Source organism: Candidatus Dormiibacterota bacterium (assembly GCA_036495095.1).
Classification (GTDB): domain Bacteria; phylum Chloroflexota; class Dormibacteria; order Aeolococcales; family Aeolococcaceae; genus CF-96.
In genome coordinates, this window is sequence record DASXNK010000019.1 from 1 (window position 1) to 15,049 (window position 15,049).

The 15,049-nt window shown below is 73.9% G+C and carries 17 protein-coding genes; 12 read left to right on the top strand and 5 right to left on the bottom strand.

Annotation, left to right across the window (positions count from 1 at the left end; translation table 11 throughout):
* On the top strand, positions 1 to 540 hold a 540-nt coding region (locus VGL20_01590), incomplete at its 5' end, for a magnesium chelatase (protein HEY2702359.1).
* Between the two features lie 88 nt (positions 541 to 628).
* Entirely contained in the window at positions 629 to 1,669 is a 1,041-nt protein-coding gene (locus tag VGL20_01595) for an alpha/beta hydrolase (protein HEY2702360.1), read from the top strand.
* Between the two features lie 13 nt (positions 1,670 to 1,682).
* Here VGL20_01595 and VGL20_01600 read toward each other — a convergent pair whose 3' ends face one another.
* Positions 1,683 to 2,960 carry a patatin-like phospholipase family protein gene (locus VGL20_01600; protein HEY2702361.1) on the bottom strand — a complete coding sequence of 426 codons (1,278 nt, stop codon included), beginning with the start codon at positions 2,958 to 2,960 and terminating at the stop codon, positions 1,683 to 1,685.
* Between the two features lie 68 nt (positions 2,961 to 3,028).
* On the opposite strand from VGL20_01600, the gene VGL20_01605 reads away from it, so the two are divergent.
* The 9 genes from VGL20_01605 to VGL20_01645 all read left to right on the top strand — a co-directional run bounded on the left by VGL20_01605 (position 3,029) and on the right by VGL20_01645 (position 10,818).
* Complete coding sequence (locus tag VGL20_01605) at positions 3,029 to 3,685, top strand: MBL fold metallo-hydrolase (GenBank protein HEY2702362.1); 657 nt, start codon at positions 3,029 to 3,031, stop codon at positions 3,683 to 3,685.
* Positions 3,686 to 3,744: 59 nt separating this feature from the next.
* Complete coding sequence (gene lepA, locus VGL20_01610) at positions 3,745 to 5,538, top strand: translation elongation factor 4 (GenBank protein HEY2702363.1); 1,794 nt, start codon at positions 3,745 to 3,747, stop codon at positions 5,536 to 5,538.
* Between the two features lie 5 nt (positions 5,539 to 5,543).
* A complete protein-coding gene (locus tag VGL20_01615) occupies positions 5,544 to 6,128 on the top strand; it encodes a hypothetical protein (GenBank protein HEY2702364.1) in 585 nt (194 codons plus the stop codon).
* Positions 6,125 to 7,291: a radical SAM family heme chaperone HemW gene (hemW, locus tag VGL20_01620; GenBank protein HEY2702365.1), complete on the top strand. Its 1,167-nt coding sequence runs from the start codon at positions 6,125 to 6,127 to the stop codon at positions 7,289 to 7,291. Before VGL20_01615 ends, hemW begins: the two co-directional genes overlap by 4 nt.
* Positions 7,292 to 7,394: 103 nt before the next feature.
* Positions 7,395 to 7,580 carry a hypothetical protein gene (locus VGL20_01625; protein HEY2702366.1) on the top strand — a complete coding sequence of 62 codons (186 nt, stop codon included), beginning with the start codon at positions 7,395 to 7,397 and terminating at the stop codon, positions 7,578 to 7,580.
* A gap of 52 nt (positions 7,581 to 7,632) precedes the next feature.
* Complete coding sequence (gene hrcA, locus VGL20_01630; GenBank protein ID HEY2702367.1) at positions 7,633 to 8,691, top strand: heat-inducible transcriptional repressor HrcA; 1,059 nt, start codon at positions 7,633 to 7,635, stop codon at positions 8,689 to 8,691.
* Positions 8,692 to 8,717: 26 nt separating this feature from the next.
* Complete coding sequence (grpE, locus tag VGL20_01635) at positions 8,718 to 9,275, top strand: nucleotide exchange factor GrpE (protein ID HEY2702368.1); 558 nt, start codon at positions 8,718 to 8,720, stop codon at positions 9,273 to 9,275.
* Positions 9,276 to 9,277: 2 nt separating this feature from the next.
* Positions 9,278 to 10,384: a molecular chaperone DnaJ gene (dnaJ, locus tag VGL20_01640; protein ID HEY2702369.1), complete on the top strand. Its 1,107-nt coding sequence runs from the start codon at positions 9,278 to 9,280 to the stop codon at positions 10,382 to 10,384.
* Positions 10,381 to 10,818, top strand: coding sequence for a nitroreductase family deazaflavin-dependent oxidoreductase (locus VGL20_01645; GenBank protein HEY2702370.1), 438 nt, complete (start codon positions 10,381 to 10,383; stop codon positions 10,816 to 10,818). Before dnaJ ends, VGL20_01645 begins: the two co-directional genes overlap by 4 nt.
* 34 nt (positions 10,819 to 10,852) lie before the next feature.
* On the opposite strand, the gene VGL20_01650 is transcribed toward VGL20_01645, so the two are convergent.
* Genes VGL20_01650 through VGL20_01660 form a run of 3 tightly spaced genes read right to left on the bottom strand, consistent with a single transcriptional unit; the run spans position 10,853 to position 13,232 of the window.
* Complete coding sequence (locus tag VGL20_01650) at positions 10,853 to 11,209, bottom strand: histidine triad nucleotide-binding protein (GenBank protein ID HEY2702371.1); 357 nt, start codon at positions 11,207 to 11,209, stop codon at positions 10,853 to 10,855.
* A complete protein-coding gene (locus VGL20_01655; GenBank protein ID HEY2702372.1) occupies positions 11,206 to 12,471 on the bottom strand; it encodes a MiaB/RimO family radical SAM methylthiotransferase in 1,266 nt (421 codons plus the stop codon). The genes VGL20_01650 and VGL20_01655 overlap by 4 nt, the downstream gene beginning before the upstream one ends.
* Positions 12,471 to 13,232, bottom strand: a complete 762-nt coding sequence (locus VGL20_01660; GenBank protein ID HEY2702373.1) for an RsmE family RNA methyltransferase — start codon at positions 13,230 to 13,232, stop codon at positions 12,471 to 12,473. The genes VGL20_01655 and VGL20_01660 overlap by 1 nt, the downstream gene beginning before the upstream one ends.
* 49 nt (positions 13,233 to 13,281) lie before the next feature.
* On the opposite strand from VGL20_01660, the gene VGL20_01665 reads away from it, so the two are divergent.
* Positions 13,282 to 14,091: an alpha/beta fold hydrolase gene (locus VGL20_01665; protein ID HEY2702374.1), complete on the top strand. Its 810-nt coding sequence runs from the start codon at positions 13,282 to 13,284 to the stop codon at positions 14,089 to 14,091.
* Between the two features lie 26 nt (positions 14,092 to 14,117).
* Here the strand turns inward: VGL20_01665 and VGL20_01670 are convergent.
* The coding region (locus tag VGL20_01670) for an HDIG domain-containing protein (GenBank protein HEY2702375.1) at positions 14,118 to 15,049 on the bottom strand (932 nt) is incomplete at its 5' end.

A 15,049-nucleotide genomic window follows, 5' to 3' on the forward strand; every position in this document is an offset into this window, starting at 1 on the left:
AATGTCGTGGAGCGCGAGGGGATCTCGGTGTGGCACCCGTCGCGGTTCATCCTGGTGGGGACGATGAACCCGGAGGAGGGCGAGCTGCGGCCGCAGCTGCTCGACCGCTTCGGGCTCTGCGTCGACGTCCGCGGCCTGCGCTCGGTCGACGAGCGGGTCGAGATCGTCGCCCGCCGCGAGCTCTTCGAGGAGGATCCCGACGCCTTCCTGGTCAGCTACGAGGAGTCGGAGCAGGCCGAGGCCGAGCGCATCGCCGGCGCCATCGCCAACCTTCCCGGGGTGCAGGTCGAGCGTCAGGTGCTGGTGGCGATCGCCGCCCTCGGCATCGAGCTCGACGTCGACGGTCACCGCGCCGACCTGGTCACGCGCAAGGCGGCCCAGGCGCTCACCGCCTACGAGGGCCGGCCCCGGGTCGGCCTCAAGGAGGTCGAGCGGGTGGCCCCGACCGTGCTCGCGCACCGGGTCAAGCCCTCCCCCCAGGGCGGCCAGCGCACCGTCAACATCGGCGAGATCCTCCGCAACGCCGTCGGCGCCGACTGAGGCGCCGCCCGCAACACCACGGTCCGGTGGACGGTCGTACACCAGTAGTGGTGTGGGATCCCCGGGGTGCCGGGAGAGGAGGGAGTCGATGCGCCGACTGCGCGTGGCCGCAGCGCTGGCCGTGCTGTTCGCGGGTGTGAGTCTCAGCGCGGCGCCGGTGGTCCCGACCGCCGCGGCCCCCGCGGTCGCCCCGGTGGTCCGGTCCGAGGTGGCCTTCACCGTGACCAACCCCGCCGATCCCGGGCACACGTCCACCGTCCGGGGCACCCTGGTTCGCCCCGCCGGCTGCACCAGCTCGGTGCTCCTCGCCGAGCACGGCCTCTCCTACGGCCGCTGGGCCTGGGACTTCCCGCTCGATCCCGCCACCTACTCGATGGCCCAGGGGCTGGCCCAGCGCGGCCACGCCATGCTCGCCATCGACGAGCTCGGCTACGGCGCCTCCGACCACCCCAACGGCTACACCCTCTCGGTGCAGGCCTACGCCGCGATCACCGACCAGATCGTCCAGCAGCTGCGCCGCGGCGGCTACGCGTCCCCCTCGGGGGTGGCGCCGGCGTTCACCCACGTCGGTCTCATCGGCCACTCCGCCGGCAGCGAGATCGTCGAGCTGGCGGCGGGGATGTTCGGCGACGCCGACGCGCTCATCGTCACCGGCTACGAGCACACCCCCACCGGCGTGTCCCAGGACTGGCTCGCCCGGGAGTGGATCCCCGGCGACAACACCCGGGCGGCGCAGGGCGACTACGAGTACTTCGAGACCGATCCGCAGACCCGCGCCGCCGACATGTACGCCGCCGCCGCCGCCGACCCGGCGGTGATCGCGCGCGACAACGCGATGGCCAACCTCACCCCCTCGGCGGAGATCTGGTCGATCGGCCCGCAGCCCTCGCGGGCGGTCATCGGCGCCATCACCGCACCCCTGCTGGTGATCCTCGCCCAGAACGACGTGCTCTTCCCCCCGGCGGGCGCGGACACGGAGATGTCGCTCTTCGCCGCCGCCCAGGACAAGACCCTGAGCATCGTGGGCGGCGCCGGCCACGTCCTGACCCTGCACCGCAGCGCCCCCCTGACCACCGCGGTGGTCGCGTCGTGGCTCGAGAACCACGAGGCGGTGATGCCCCGCTGCTGAGGCGGGGAGGCTGCTAGCCGATCGCCCGCAGCTCCTCGTCGGGCTCCTCCTCGAGGCGGCGGGGGCGCCGGTCGAGGACGGTCTGGCGGAGCAGCCGCTGGAGCACGCCGCCGCTGACCTCGACCGGCACCTCGGTGGGCTTGCGGTCGAGCACCCGGCGGGTGATGTGCACGCCGTGGCGGGGCAGGATCCGGCGGAGGTAGCCCCAGGTGTCGTAGAGGCCGGTGGAGACCGACTCGTAGCCGTGCTGGAGGACCATCAGCCGCGCCGAGAACGACATGATCTCGTGGAAGAACATCTTCTCGTCGTCGGGACGCGGCTCGATCAGCAGGATGTCGACGTCGGGATGTCGGTTGCGCACGTTGCGGATGTGGTCGCGCAGCCCGTCGTGGAGCATGCCGCGCAGCACCTGGTTGTAGACGCCGCGCAGGCCCAGGTCGCTGAGCCGGCTGCCCATCTGCCCGCCCATCTGCTCGCGCATCGCGTCGGAGACGTTCATCGCCCGCGCGTCGAGGGGCACGATCGGGTTGACCACCACGATCAGGCTCGCCCCCTGCTCGACGGCGACGTCGATCGAGGCATTCCCCTTGATGCCGCCGTCGACGTAGTCGACGCCGTCGATCCGGATCGGCTTGAAGAGCACCGGCAGGGCCGAGCTCGCCGCCGCGGCGCGGCTGATCGGGACGTGGGCGTTCCGGAAGCGCGAGAACACCACCCGCTCGTCGGAGTCGAGCGCGCAGGCGACGATGTGCAGCTCGGGGTCGAGCTCGCGGAAGTCGTCGGTCAGGCCGGGCAGGCTGAAGATGTTGTGCAGGTATCCGGAGAGCGCGCCGTGGTCGAAGATCCCGGTGGGCAGGAGCGGGCTCAGCATCCCGAGGAAGTCGAGGCCGCCCAGCTTGCCGGGGTGGCGGGCCAGCTCCCAGGCCATGTCCCGGAGCAGGCCGGGCAGGCGGAGCATCCGGGTGGCGAGCTCGGCGACGTTGGGCCGGTAGAGGTCGAGCTGGGTGGGCGGACGGAGGTCGCGGTTGATCCCCGCCATCCCCATCGCCATCGCCGAGGGGCTGACCCCGTTGGCGAGCAGGGCGCCGGCGATCGAGCCCGCGCTGGTGCCCACGAAGATGTCGAAGTCGTTGACGGTGAGGTCGACGAGGAGATCGTCGAGCGCCCGCAGCGCCCCGATCTCGTAGGCGAGGCCGGTGATCCCACCGCCGCAGAGCACCAGGGCGCGCTTGCCGCCGGTGGGGTCGGGTCGAGGTCCGCCATTGGGCTGCTGACCGGCGGCTGACCGCATGACCCGATGATACGGGTAGACGATTCGCGCAAGGTACCCTCCGCCCGGGGGATGGACGAGGTGAGGCGATGGAGGTGGTGCCCGGTTTCCACGTCGGGGAGCGGACCCGGGGCGGACGGGTCTACCTGCTCGCCGACGCCGCCGGCTGCGTGCTCGTCGACACCGGGGCCGCGGACGGCACCCTCGGCGCCGGGCAGCTGCTCGAGGCGGCGGGGCGGCGCGCCTCCGAGGTCCGGCTGATCCTGCTCACCCACGCCCACCCCGGTCACGCCGGCAACGCCGCCGAGCTCCGCCGGCTCACCGGGGCTCCGCTGGCGGCAAGCGACGCCGCCGCGCGGGCGCTCGCCCACCCCGAGCCGTCCCGCCGGGGCCCGCTCGGCCGTCTGCTCGGCGGCTCCGAGCCGGCCGCGCCGGTGCTGGTCGACTGGCTCCTCGAGGCGGGGGAGGAGATCGACCTGGCCGGCGGCATCACCGTGGTGGGCAGCTGGGGCCACGCCGCCGGGCACCTCTCCTTCCACCTCCACGGGCCCGACGCCCTCTGCCTCGGCGACGCCGCGTCGGTGGGCGGCGACGGCATCGGGCCGCCCCCGCTGCGGCCCTGCGCCGACCTGGTCGCCGCCGCGGTGAGCCTGCGGCGGCTCCGCGCCATCGGCGCCCGGGTCCTCGCCCCCGGCCACGGCCGTCCCTCGGTGGACGGCCGGCTGCCCGCGCGCCGCCCCCGCTGACCGGCCGGACGCGGCCGTCTGGATACACTGCGCCGGTGAGCGAAGCCCAGAGCCAGGCGATGCGGCGCATCCGCAACTTCTCGATCATCGCCCACATCGACCACGGCAAGTCGACGCTCGCCGACCGGCTGCTCGAGTTCACCGACACGGTCGCGATGCGGGACATGCAGGACCAGCTGCTCGACACCCTCGACCTCGAGCGCGAGCGGGGCATCACCATCAAGGCGCAGGCGGTGCGGCTGCAGTACACCGCCTCCGACGGTGAGACCTACGAGCTCAACCTCATCGACACCCCGGGCCACGTCGACTTCGCCTACGAGGTGTCGCGCTCGCTGGCGGCGTGCGACGGCGCCATCCTCGTCGTCGACGCCGCCCAGGGCATTGAGGCGCAGACCCTCGCCAACGTGTACCAGGCGCTGGAGAACGACCTCGCGATCGTCCCTGTGATCAACAAGATCGACCTCCCCGCCGCCGATCCGGAGCTGGTGCGCAAGGAGATCGAGGAGGTGATCGGCCTGCCCGGCGAGGACTGCATCCTCGCCAGCGCGCGCGAGGGCATCGGCACCCGCGACATCCTCGAGGCGGTGGTGCAGCGGGTGCCGCCGCCCCGAGGCGATCCCGACGCTCCGCTGAAGGCGCTCATCTTCGACAGCAAGTACGACATCTACCGCGGCGTCGTCGTCTACGTGCGCATCGTCGACGGTTCGATCCGCCCGGGGATGCGGATGCGGATGATGCACAGCGGGAAGGACTTCGTCGTCGACGAGGTCGGCGTGTTCCGGCCGATGATGACCCCAATCGGCGAGCTCGCCTCCGGCGAGGTGGGCTACGTGATCGCGTCCATCAAGAACGTCGGCGACAGCCGCGTCGGCGACACCATCACCGACGCCGAGCGGCCCACCGAGGCGCCGCTGCCCGGTTACCGCCAGGCCACCCCGATGGTCTTCGCCGGCCTCTTCCCCATCGACAGCGAGGACGTCCAGGACCTGAAGGAGGCGCTCGGCAAGCTCCAGCTCAACGACGCCTCGCTGGTCTGGGAGCCGGAGTCCTCGGCGGCGCTGGGCTTCGGCTTCCGCTGCGGCTTCCTCGGGCTGCTCCACATGGAGATCGTCCAGGAGCGGCTGGAGCGCGAGTCGGGGCTGTCGCTGATCGCCACCGCTCCCACCGTCGAGTACCGGGTGCGGCTGCGCAACGGCGACGTCATCGCCGTCGACAACCCCGAGATGCTCCCCGACCCCACCCACATCGAGGCCATCGAGGAGCCGCGCACCAAGGCCACGGTGATGGTGCCCAAGACCTATGTCGGCGCGATGATGGAGCTCTGCCAGGAGCGTCGCGGCGAGTTCCTCGACATGCAGTACCAGGCCGGCGACCGGGTGGTGCTCAGCTACGACCTCCCCCTCGGCGAGATCATCCACGACTTCTACGACCAGCTGAAGTCGCGGAGCAAGGGCTACGCCTCGCTCGACTACGAGATGAACGGGTTCCGTGCCGAGAAGCTGGTCAAGCTCGACGTGCTGGTGACCGGCCAGCCGGTCGACGCGCTGAGCATGATCGTCCACCGCGACAAGGCCAACGAGCAGGGCCGCCGGCTGGTCGAGCGGCTCAAGAAGCTGATCCCCCGGCAGCTCTTCGAGGTGCCCATCCAGGCGGCCATCGGCGGCAAGATCGTCGCCCGCGAGACCGTCTCGGCGCAGCGCAAGGACGTGATCGCCAAGTGCTACGGCGGCGACATCACCCGCAAGCGCAAGCTGCTCGAGAAGCAGAAGGAGGGCAAGAAGCGGATGAAGCGGGTCGGCAACGTCGACATCCCGCAGGAGGCCTTCATGGCCGTCCTGCAGCTCGACGACTGATCGCGATGCCGCGCGCCCAGAAGAAGCGTGCCGCCCGGGCGGCCTCCGTCCCCGGAGCCGTGCCCGAGCCGGTCCGCGCACCCGGCCCGGAGGCGGGCCCGTCCGACGCCGCCCCCGCCGATCAGCCGCAGCCCTGGCCGGCGCGCTCGCTGCTGGTCCTCGCCGGGCTGGTCGCCGCCCTCCAGGTGCCCCTCGCCCTGCTCGACCTCCTCCGCGACCACCACCGCTACGGCTTCCTCGTCTATCTGGTGGTGACCCTGGCCCCGGTGTCGCTGCTCCAGCAGGCGCAGCTGCTCGCCGCCTATGTCATCGCCATGCCGGTGGCCGCCCGGCTGGCCCACGAGGGCCGGCCGATGCGCCTCTCCGAGACCATGTCGGTGGCGGCGATCGTGCTCATCCTGCTCTCCAGCCTGTGGCAGCTCGCCCTCCACCTCGGCGGCGGCCACGGGGTGGGGGAGAACGGCCAGGTGCACGCCGGCGCGCTCGCGGCGGGCGCCGCCGCCGACATCGGTGCGCTGGTCGGCGGCAGCCTCCTGTACCCGTGGCTCTACCGCCGCTTCTGGATGCGGCGGCGGAGGCTGCGCCGGTGACCGCCGGGGTGCGCTCCCTCTACCTCCACATCCCGTTCTGCGAGCGGAAGTGCGAGTACTGCGACTTCGCCTCGGTGGCGGGCCGGCGGGGCGAGGCCGCCTACGTCGAGGCGCTCCGCGGCGAGATCCGCCGGCTCGCCGCCGCGCTCCCCGGCACCGAGCTCGACACCGTCTTCATCGGCGGCGGCACCCCCGGGCTGATCGAGCCGGCCCGGCTGCGATCGGTGCTCGACGAGGTGCGCTCCGGCTTCGCGCTCACCCCCGGCGCCGAGGTCACGATCGAGGCCAACCCCTCCAGCACCGGCGCCGAGCGCGCCGCCGCCTGGCGCGAGGCGGGCTGCACCCGGGTCTCGCTCGGGGTGCAGAGCCTGGAGCCGGACGTGCTCACCTTCCTGGGGCGGGTGCACGGCCCCGAGCGCGCCCTCGCCGCGGTGGGGGAGGTGCGCGCCGGGGGCTTCGAGCGGCTCAGCTGCGACCTCATCTACGCCGTCCCCGGCCTCGACGACGCCCGCTGGTCCGCGACCGTCGAGCGCGTCCTCGAGCTCGACCCCGGCCACCTCTCCTGCTACGAGCTCACCGTCGAGGAGGGCACCCCGCTGCACCGCTCGGTGGGGCGCGGCGCGGTGCGGGTGGTCGACGCCGACACCGCCCTGCGCCAGCACTGGATCGCCGTGGACCTCGCCGCCGCCGCCGGCTACCGGCAGTACGAGGTCAGCAACCTCGCCCGGCCGGGTGCCGAGTGCCGCCACAACCTCGTCTACTGGGGCAACCACCACTACCTCGCCGCCGGCTGCGGCGCCCACGGCCACCTGCCCCCGGAGGCGGCGCGGTCGCTCGGCCTCGTCGACGACCCCGGCGACGCGGTCGCGGTGCGCTACTGGCACGTGCGCAGCCCCGACCGCTTCACCGCCATCGCCGGCGCCGGGCGGCTTCCCGTCGAGGGCATCGAGCTGGTGGGGGCCGCCGCCCACGAGGCGGAGCGGGTGATGGTCGGCCTCCGGCTCGCCGCCGGGGTGCGCCTGGCCGGGGAGGGCGCCCACCGGGAGGCGTCGGCGCTCGCCGCCCGTGGGCTGCTGGACTGGGACGGGGACACCGCCCGGGCCACCCGTCGCGGCCAGGAGGTGCTCAACGCCGTGGTCGAGCGGCTCGTCGAGGCGGGCTGACCGTACGGTCCGATGGCGTGCCCGGATTGGCGCGATGCGGAACGGTCACGACTTTTTCGCGGCGGCGCTTGCCGACAGGATTGTCAAGCACGATACGGCCAGCATGGAACGTCACCCGGTTCACCGGCCTCCCCCCGCCGCGCTCGTGTCCGCGCTGGTGCGCGCCGGCGTGTCCGTCAGCACGGCGATGGCGATGGAGCGATGGAAGGCCCAGGAGGTGCTCGACCTGCTCGGTGGCGGCTCGCCCGCGGGGCGGGGTGGAGAGGAGGGCTCGGCCCGGCCCGCGTGATAGAATTGGCACTCGCCGCTGGTGAGTGCTAACCGGGGGGTGCGAGCGGACCGTGGACTTCGAGCTGACCCTCGACGCGCGCAAGCAGCAGATCCTCAAGGCGGTGGTCTCCGACTACACCGAGACCGGGGTGCCGGTGGGGTCGGTCGCGCTGGCCATCAAGCACCTCGGCTCGTGGTCGTCGGCGACCATCCGCAACGAGCTCTCCACCCTCGTGGAGATCGGCTACCTGCTCCAGCCCCACGCCTCGGCGGGCCGGATCCCCTCCGATCGCGGCTACCGCTACTACGTCGACTTCCTGATGGAGGAGGAGCAGATCAGCGCCGCGGTGCGCCGCCAGGTCGACCCCGTCTTCCCCACCCGCCCGTCCGCGGTCGAGGAGCTGCTCGAGGCGGCGGCGATGGTGCTCGCCATGGTCACCGACGCGGTGAGCATCGTCACCGGGCCGCGTGCCCTGGGGGCGAAGCTCAAGCACCTCGACGTGGTCTCGCTCGACGCCGAGCATGCCCTGCTGATCGTGCTCCTCGACGGCAATCTGCTCCAGCAGCACGTGTTCCCGCTCAGCGTCGAGACCGACCAGGAGACCCTGAGCCGGATCTCCGCGGAGCTCAACCGGACCCTGCGCGGCCTCGGCCCCGACGCCATCGAGGCGCTGCCGCCCCTGCCCGGCGACGACGCCGTGACCGCCACGCTCCGCGCCGAGATCGTCGCCCACGTGCTCCTGGTGATGCGCTCCGACGGCGCCGGCGAGGACACCGTGGTGATCCACGACGGGGTCCGCAACCTGCTCCGCCAGCCCGAGTTCGGCGACGTGATGCGGCTGCGGCAGGTGCTCGACATCGTCGAGGAGGAGCGGGCCCTCGGGCAGCTGCTCTCCTCGCTCCACCTCGGCAAGGCGGTCCAGGGGGTGCACGTGGTCATCGGCGCCGAGGCCGAGGTGGAACAGCTTCGTGGCTGCAGCCTGGTTTTGACCACCTACCGTGCGGGGGACGCTGCTCGTGGCACCATCGGGGTGCTGGGTCCCACCCGCATGCGCTACTCGCAGGTCTCACCGCGGGTCCGCTACGTCTCCCAGCGGGTGGGCCAGGCCCTCGAGCGGCTGCTCGGCTGACCGACGCCCACTTGACAGGAACCCACATGGACACGACCCACGGGGCGGACGACCCCGCGCCCATCATCGAGCCGCCCCAGCCGGAGTCCGCCGACGGGGCGAGCGCCGATCTGCCGGCCGACCCCGAGCTGGTCCGGGCGACCCTCGCCGAGCGGCAGAACCAGTACCTGCGGCTCGCCGCCGATTTCGAGAACTTCCGGCGGCGCAAGGCCCAGGAGCTGAGCGACCGCCTCCGCTACGGCAGCGAGGACGCCGCCCGCGCCCTGCTCCCCGCCCTCGACAATCTCCGCCGGGCCGTCGACCACGCGCCCCCGGGGACCGACGACGCCTTCCTCGAGGGGGTGCGCATGACCGTGCGGCAGTTCGAGGACGCGCTCACCTCCCTCGGGGTCACGCCCATCGAGGCGATCGGCACCCGTTTCGACCCGTCCCTCCACGAGGCCGTCGCCGGCGTCGAGTCGGAGGAGGTCGAGCACGACACCGTGGTCGACGAGCTGCAGCGGGGCTACCGGCTCCACGACCGGGTGATCCGGCCGAGCATGGTCCGGGTGGCCCATCCCGCCGCCCCCCAGTCCTCGCGGTAGCCATGGCGAAGCGCGACTACTACGAGGTGCTCGGGGTCGCCCGGGACTGCACCACCGAGGATCTCAAGAAGGCCTACCGCCGCCTGGCGATGCAGTACCACCCCGACCGCAACCAGGGCGACAAGCAGGCCGAGGACCGCTTCAAGGAGGTGGGGGAGGCCTACAGCTGCCTCAGCGATCCGCAGAAGCGGCAGCGCTACGACGCCTTCGGCCAGGCCGGCGACGGCATGCCCGACATGGGCGGCTTCAGCTTCGACTCCGCCTTCGACCTCTTCGACATGTTCTTCGGAGCCGGCCGGCGCACCCGCTCCCACGGCGGCCCCCAGCGCGGCTCCGACCTGCGCATGAACCTGGAGATCACCCTGCGCGAGGCGGTGTTCGGCGCCACCCGCACCGTCGAGGTGCCCCGCGCCGACACCTGCCCGGAGTGCTCGGGATCGGGCGCCGAGGCCGGCACCTCGGCGGTGCAGTGCCCGCAGTGCAACGGTTCCGGCCAGGTGCGGCGCGCGGTCCAGTCGATCTTCGGCCAGGTGGTGAACGTGAGCGCCTGCCCCCGCTGCCAGGGTGAGGGCCGGATCGTCGAGAAGCCCTGCCGCGGCTGCCGTGGCCAGGGCCGGGTCGAGATCCGGAAGACCATCGAGGTGCAGATCCCCGCCGGCGTCGACGAGGACGTCCAGGTGCGTGTCACCGGCGAGGGTGAGGCCGGCCCCCGGGGCGGCCCCACCGGCGACCTCTACCTCGCCTTCCGCATCGAGAACCATCCCCACTTCGTCCGCCGCGGCCAGGAGCTGGTCTACGAGCTCCCGGTCAGCGTCGCCCAGGCGGTGCTCGGCGACCGCATCACCGTTCCCACCATCGACGGCGAGCACACCGTCGAGCTCCCCGCCGGGACCCAGGACGGGAAGGTGATCCGGATCAGCGGGATGGGCGTGCCCCACGTCCGCTCCGGACGCCGCGGCGACCAGCTCTGCGTGGTGCGGGTGGTGATCCCCACCCACCTGAGCTCCAGGGAGCGCAAGCTGTACGAGCAGCTGGAGGGCCGCAGCGGCCGGCCCGCGGAGGTGAGGAGGGGGTTCTTCGACCACCTGAAGGAGGCGTTGCGCGGATGAACCAGGCGAGGATCTTCACCACCGTGGCCAAGGCGATGGGCGCCGGGCACACCGCCCTCTATCGCCGGACCGGCGGCCGCATCGGTGGACGCTTCCGGGGGGCGCCCTGCCTGCTGCTCACCGTCACCGGGCGCAAGTCGGGGCAGCCGCGCACCGCGCCGCTGTTGTACGGCCGCGACGGCGACGACTACATCATCGTCGCCTCCAAGGGCGGCCAGCCCACGTCGCCGGTGTGGTGGCTCAACCTGCGCAGCAACCCGGCCGCCCAGGTCGAGGTGGGCGCGGAACGCCTTCGGGTCACCGCCGAGGAGGTCGAGGGCGAGGAGCGCGAGCGGCTGTGGGGGCTGATGACCGGGATCTATCCCACCTACGACGCCTACCAGAAGAAGACGTCGCGGGTGATCCCGGTGGTGAGGCTGCGCCCCGCCGCCTGACCCCGGGCGCCGCGCCGCCGGCGAGGGCGAGCAGTCAGCCGGGTGGCCAGGCCATCCGGCGGCCGGCGAGCAGGTGGAGGTGGAGGTGGTGCACCGTCTGGCCGGCGTTGCGGCCGACGTTGGTCACCAGCCGGTAGCCCGCGTCCGCCTCCCCCTCGTCCTCGGCGATCGCCTGGGCGACGTGGAGCATCCGTCCCCAGAGCTGGTCCTGGGCCGGGGTCAGCTCCGCGGCGCTGCCGATGTGGTCGCGGGGGATGACCAACACGTGCACCGGCGCCTGGGCGTTGATGTCCCGGAAGGCGAGGACCCTGTCGTCGGAGTGCACCATCGTCGCCGGGATGGTTCCTGCCGCGATCCGGCAGAACAGGCAGCTCTCATCGGTCGTGCTCATGGCTGCGGGAGGGTAGCGCGTAGCAGGTCGCCCTCGACGGCGCCGACCAGCACCGCCTCCAGGGCGCCGGGGACGGTGGCGGGGCCGGGGACGGCGACCACCGAGTGCCAGCCCTCGGAGAGGCCGCGGGCCTCGCCCTCCTCGACCCGCTCCCAGACCACCTCGAGGCGGCGGCCCACGGCGCGGCGGCGCGCCGCCAGCCCGGTGCGGGCCGCCGCCCGGCGGACCTCGCGGCTGCGCCGGCGGGCGGTGTCCTCGTCGACCCGGTCGGCGAGCAGCGCCGCCGGGGTGTCCGGTCGCGGCGACCAGCGGAAGGTGTGGCAGTGGAGGAAGCCGGCGTCCGCGACCATCTGCAGGGTGGCCGTGTGGTCGTCCTCGGTCTCGCCGGGGAAGGCCACCATCACGTCGGTGGTGAGCTCGGTGTGCGGGTCGGCGGCGCGCAGCCGCTCCACGGTGCGGCGGTACCCGGCGCCGCGGTAGCCGCGGTGCATGGCGCGGAGCACCGCGTCGCTGCCGCTCTGCAGCGGCACGTGCCAGTGCGGGCAGAGCCGGGGATGGGCGTTGAGCTCGGCGAGCGCGGGGGTGATGTCGTTGGCGTTGACGCTGCTCAGCCGCAGCCGGGCCCCGCCGATGCGGTCGAGCACCGCCGTCACCAGGGTGGAGAGGCGCTCGCCGCGCTCGTGACCCCAGGAGCCGAGGTCGACCCCGGTGAGCACCAGCTCGCGGTGGCCGTCCTCGAGGGCGGCGTCGACCCGGGCCAGCACCTGGCCGAGCGGAAGGCTGCGGGACACCCCGCCGCGCGCCCGCCAGACGATGCAGTAGGTGCAGCGGTGATCGCAGCCGTCCTGCACCTTGAGGAACGCGCGAGCCCGCCGCGGCGCCGGGGCGGTGGCCGCCGGGGCGGTGCCGCGCGCCGCGACGAGGTCGAGGATGAGGTCGGCGATGCCCGCCTTGTCGGCGTTGGCGACGACCGAGTCGACGAGCGCCGGGTAGCGGCCGGGGTTGGTGTCGACGCTGCAGCCGGTGAGCACCAGGTGCGCCTGCGGGTCGGCGCGGCGCAGCCGTGAGATGCGCTGCCGGGTGGTGGCGTCGGCCTGCAGGGTGACGGTGCAGGAGTTCAGCACCCGGACGTCGGCGGGCTCGTCCTCACCGACCAGCTCGATCCCCGCCGCCGCCAGCCGGCCGGCGAGCTCGGCCATCTCGGCGTAGTTCACCTTGCAGCCGAGCGCGGTGAGCGCCGCCCGCACCGGCCGCTCGCTCATCACCGCGCCGCGTCGAGGGGCGGCGGGGTCAGCGCCTCGTCGAGCTCGCCGAGACGGGCGAGGAGCACCCCGAGGGCCACCGCGCCGGCGAGCCGCGCCCGCAGCACCCGGGGACCGAGGTGGACCTGCTCGCCGCCGGCGTTGCGGATCATCGCCAGCTCCTCGGGGTCGAGCCCGCCCTCGGGACCGATCACCAGCGCGGGGCGGCGGCCGTCGCCCTCCAGCGCCGAGAGCGGGGTGCCCGCGCCGGTCGCGCAGGCGAGCACCCGGGTGCCGCCGGGCAGGGCCGCGAGCGCGGCGGCGAGCGGCTGGGGCGGGCGCACCGGCACCGGCGCGGCCCTGCCGGCGAGCGCCGCCGCCTCGCGGGCGATCGCCTGCCAGCGCTCGACCCGGCGGGCGGCGCGCTCGGGGGCGGGGTGGGCGACGGTGCGGCGGGTGAGCACCGGCCAGATCTCGGCGGCGCCCACCTCGGCGAGCGCCTCGACGGCGGCGTCCATGCCCTGGGCGGGGAGCGCCTGGAGGACGTGCACCCTGGTCCGGGGCTCGCCCGTGGCGGGGCGGCTCCACTCCACCCGCCCGCGGGCGCAGCCGGGCTCGACCTCCTCGAGGAGCACGCCGTGCTCGAGCCCGGCGGCGTCGACGACCACCACCCGCTCGCCCGGCCGGGCGCGGAGCGAGCGCGCCAGGTGGGCGGCGTCGGCGCCCTCGATGACCGCACGCCCGTCGCCGACGGCGTCCGCGGGAACGAAGAAGCGAGGCACGGGGGACAGTGTACGGAGGCGCGGCCCGTGATCCCGGCATACTGGGCGGGTGACCGAGCTGCGGGCCGCGGCCGCCGACGGCACCGAGCTCGCCGTCACGGTGAGCGGCGGCGGACCGCCGCTGCTGATGATCCCCGGGCTGGGCGCCTCGCGCCGGGTCTACGCACCCTTGCTGCCGCTGCTCGCCGCCCGCCTGCGGGTGGTGGTGTTCGACCCCCGCGGCACCGGCGGGTCCGGGGTCACCCCCGGCCCCTACACCATGGCCCAGCTCGCCGGCGACGCCGCCGCGGTGCTCGACGCCGCCGGCCTCGAGACCGCGGCGGTGTGGGGCGCGTCGATGGGCGGCATGGTGGCCCAGCACCTCGCCCTTCTCCACCCCGCGCGGGTGGACCGGCTGCTGCTCGCCTGCACCAGCTGCGGCGGCCCCCACGCGGTCGCGCCCACCGCCGGCGCCACCGCCGCCCTGCTCGGCCGCGGGGCGCGGACCCCGGCCGGCGCCTACCGGCTCGCCTGCACCGTCCTCTACGCGGAGGGCTGGCAGGCAGCACACCCGGACGTCATCGACGCCGAGGTCGCCGAGCGCGGGCGCCACCCGGTGCGCGGCGGCGTCTTCGCCGCCCAGCAGGCGGCGGTGCGCGGCCACGACACCTTCGACTCGCTGTCCCGGATCACCGCGCCCACCCTGGTCCTCCACGGCACCGACGACGCGGTGGTTCCGGTCGAGAACGGCCGCATCCTGGCCGCGCGCATCCCCGGGGCGCGGCTGGTGCTGCTGCCCGGACGCGGGCACCTGTTCTTCCACGAGTCGCCCGAGCAGAGCGCCGCCGCGGTGCTCGGATTCCTCGAGGGCCCGGGCTAGGACCGGGCCAGGACACTTCGCGCCGCCTACGAGGCGGTGGCGGTGGCGCTGGTCTCGCGGATGACGGTCACCTTGATCATCCCCGGATAGGTCATCTCCGCCTCGATCTCGCGGGCGATCTCGGCGCAGAGCCCGGGCACCTGGTCGTCGGGGACGACGTCGGGACGCACCGCGACCCGCACCTCGCGGCCCGCCTGCATCGGGAAGGCGCGCTCCACGCCGCTGTGGCGGGTGGCGATCTGCTGGAGCTGCTCGAGCCGCTGCAGGTAGGTGGTCAGGGTGTCGCGGCGGGCTCCCGGCCGGGAGGCGGAGATGGCGTCGGCGCAGATCGTGAGCATCGCCAGGTCGGTGGACGGCTCCTCGTCGAAGTGGTGTGCCTTCACCGCGTGGACGATGCCGGCGTCGACCCCGAGCAGCGCGAGCAGCTCGCCGCCGATGATCGCGTGCGAGCCCTCGACGTCGTGGTCGACCGCCTTGCCGATGTCGTGGAGCAGTCCAGCGGATCGAGCCTCGGCGGCGTCGAGGCGGAGCTCCGAGGCGAGCATGGCGCAGAGGTAGCCGGTCTCCTGGCAGTGGAGCAGAGCGTTCTGGCCGTAGGAGAAGCGGTAGTGGAGGGTGCCGAGCAGCTCGGCGAGCTCGGGGCGGCCGTCCATGCGCATCTCCCAGAGGGCGCGCTCGCCGAGGACGTTGATCTCCCGCGCCAGGTCGCGGCGGGTGCGCAGCAGCAGCGGCGCCACGTCGTCGGCGCGGAGCCGGCGGTCGAGGGCCTCGAGCGACGCCTGCCGGGCGACCTCGCGGCCGACCGGGTCGAGGCCGCGCAGCGTCGCCTGGTTGCGCTCGGGGTCGATGCCGAGGTCGGTGGCGGTGGCCTCGGCGACCGCGGCGAGGGCGCCGATCAGCCGCTCCCGCGAGTCGTCGTCGAGGCCCTCGAGGGCGAGCGGGGTACCGCGCGGAGCGC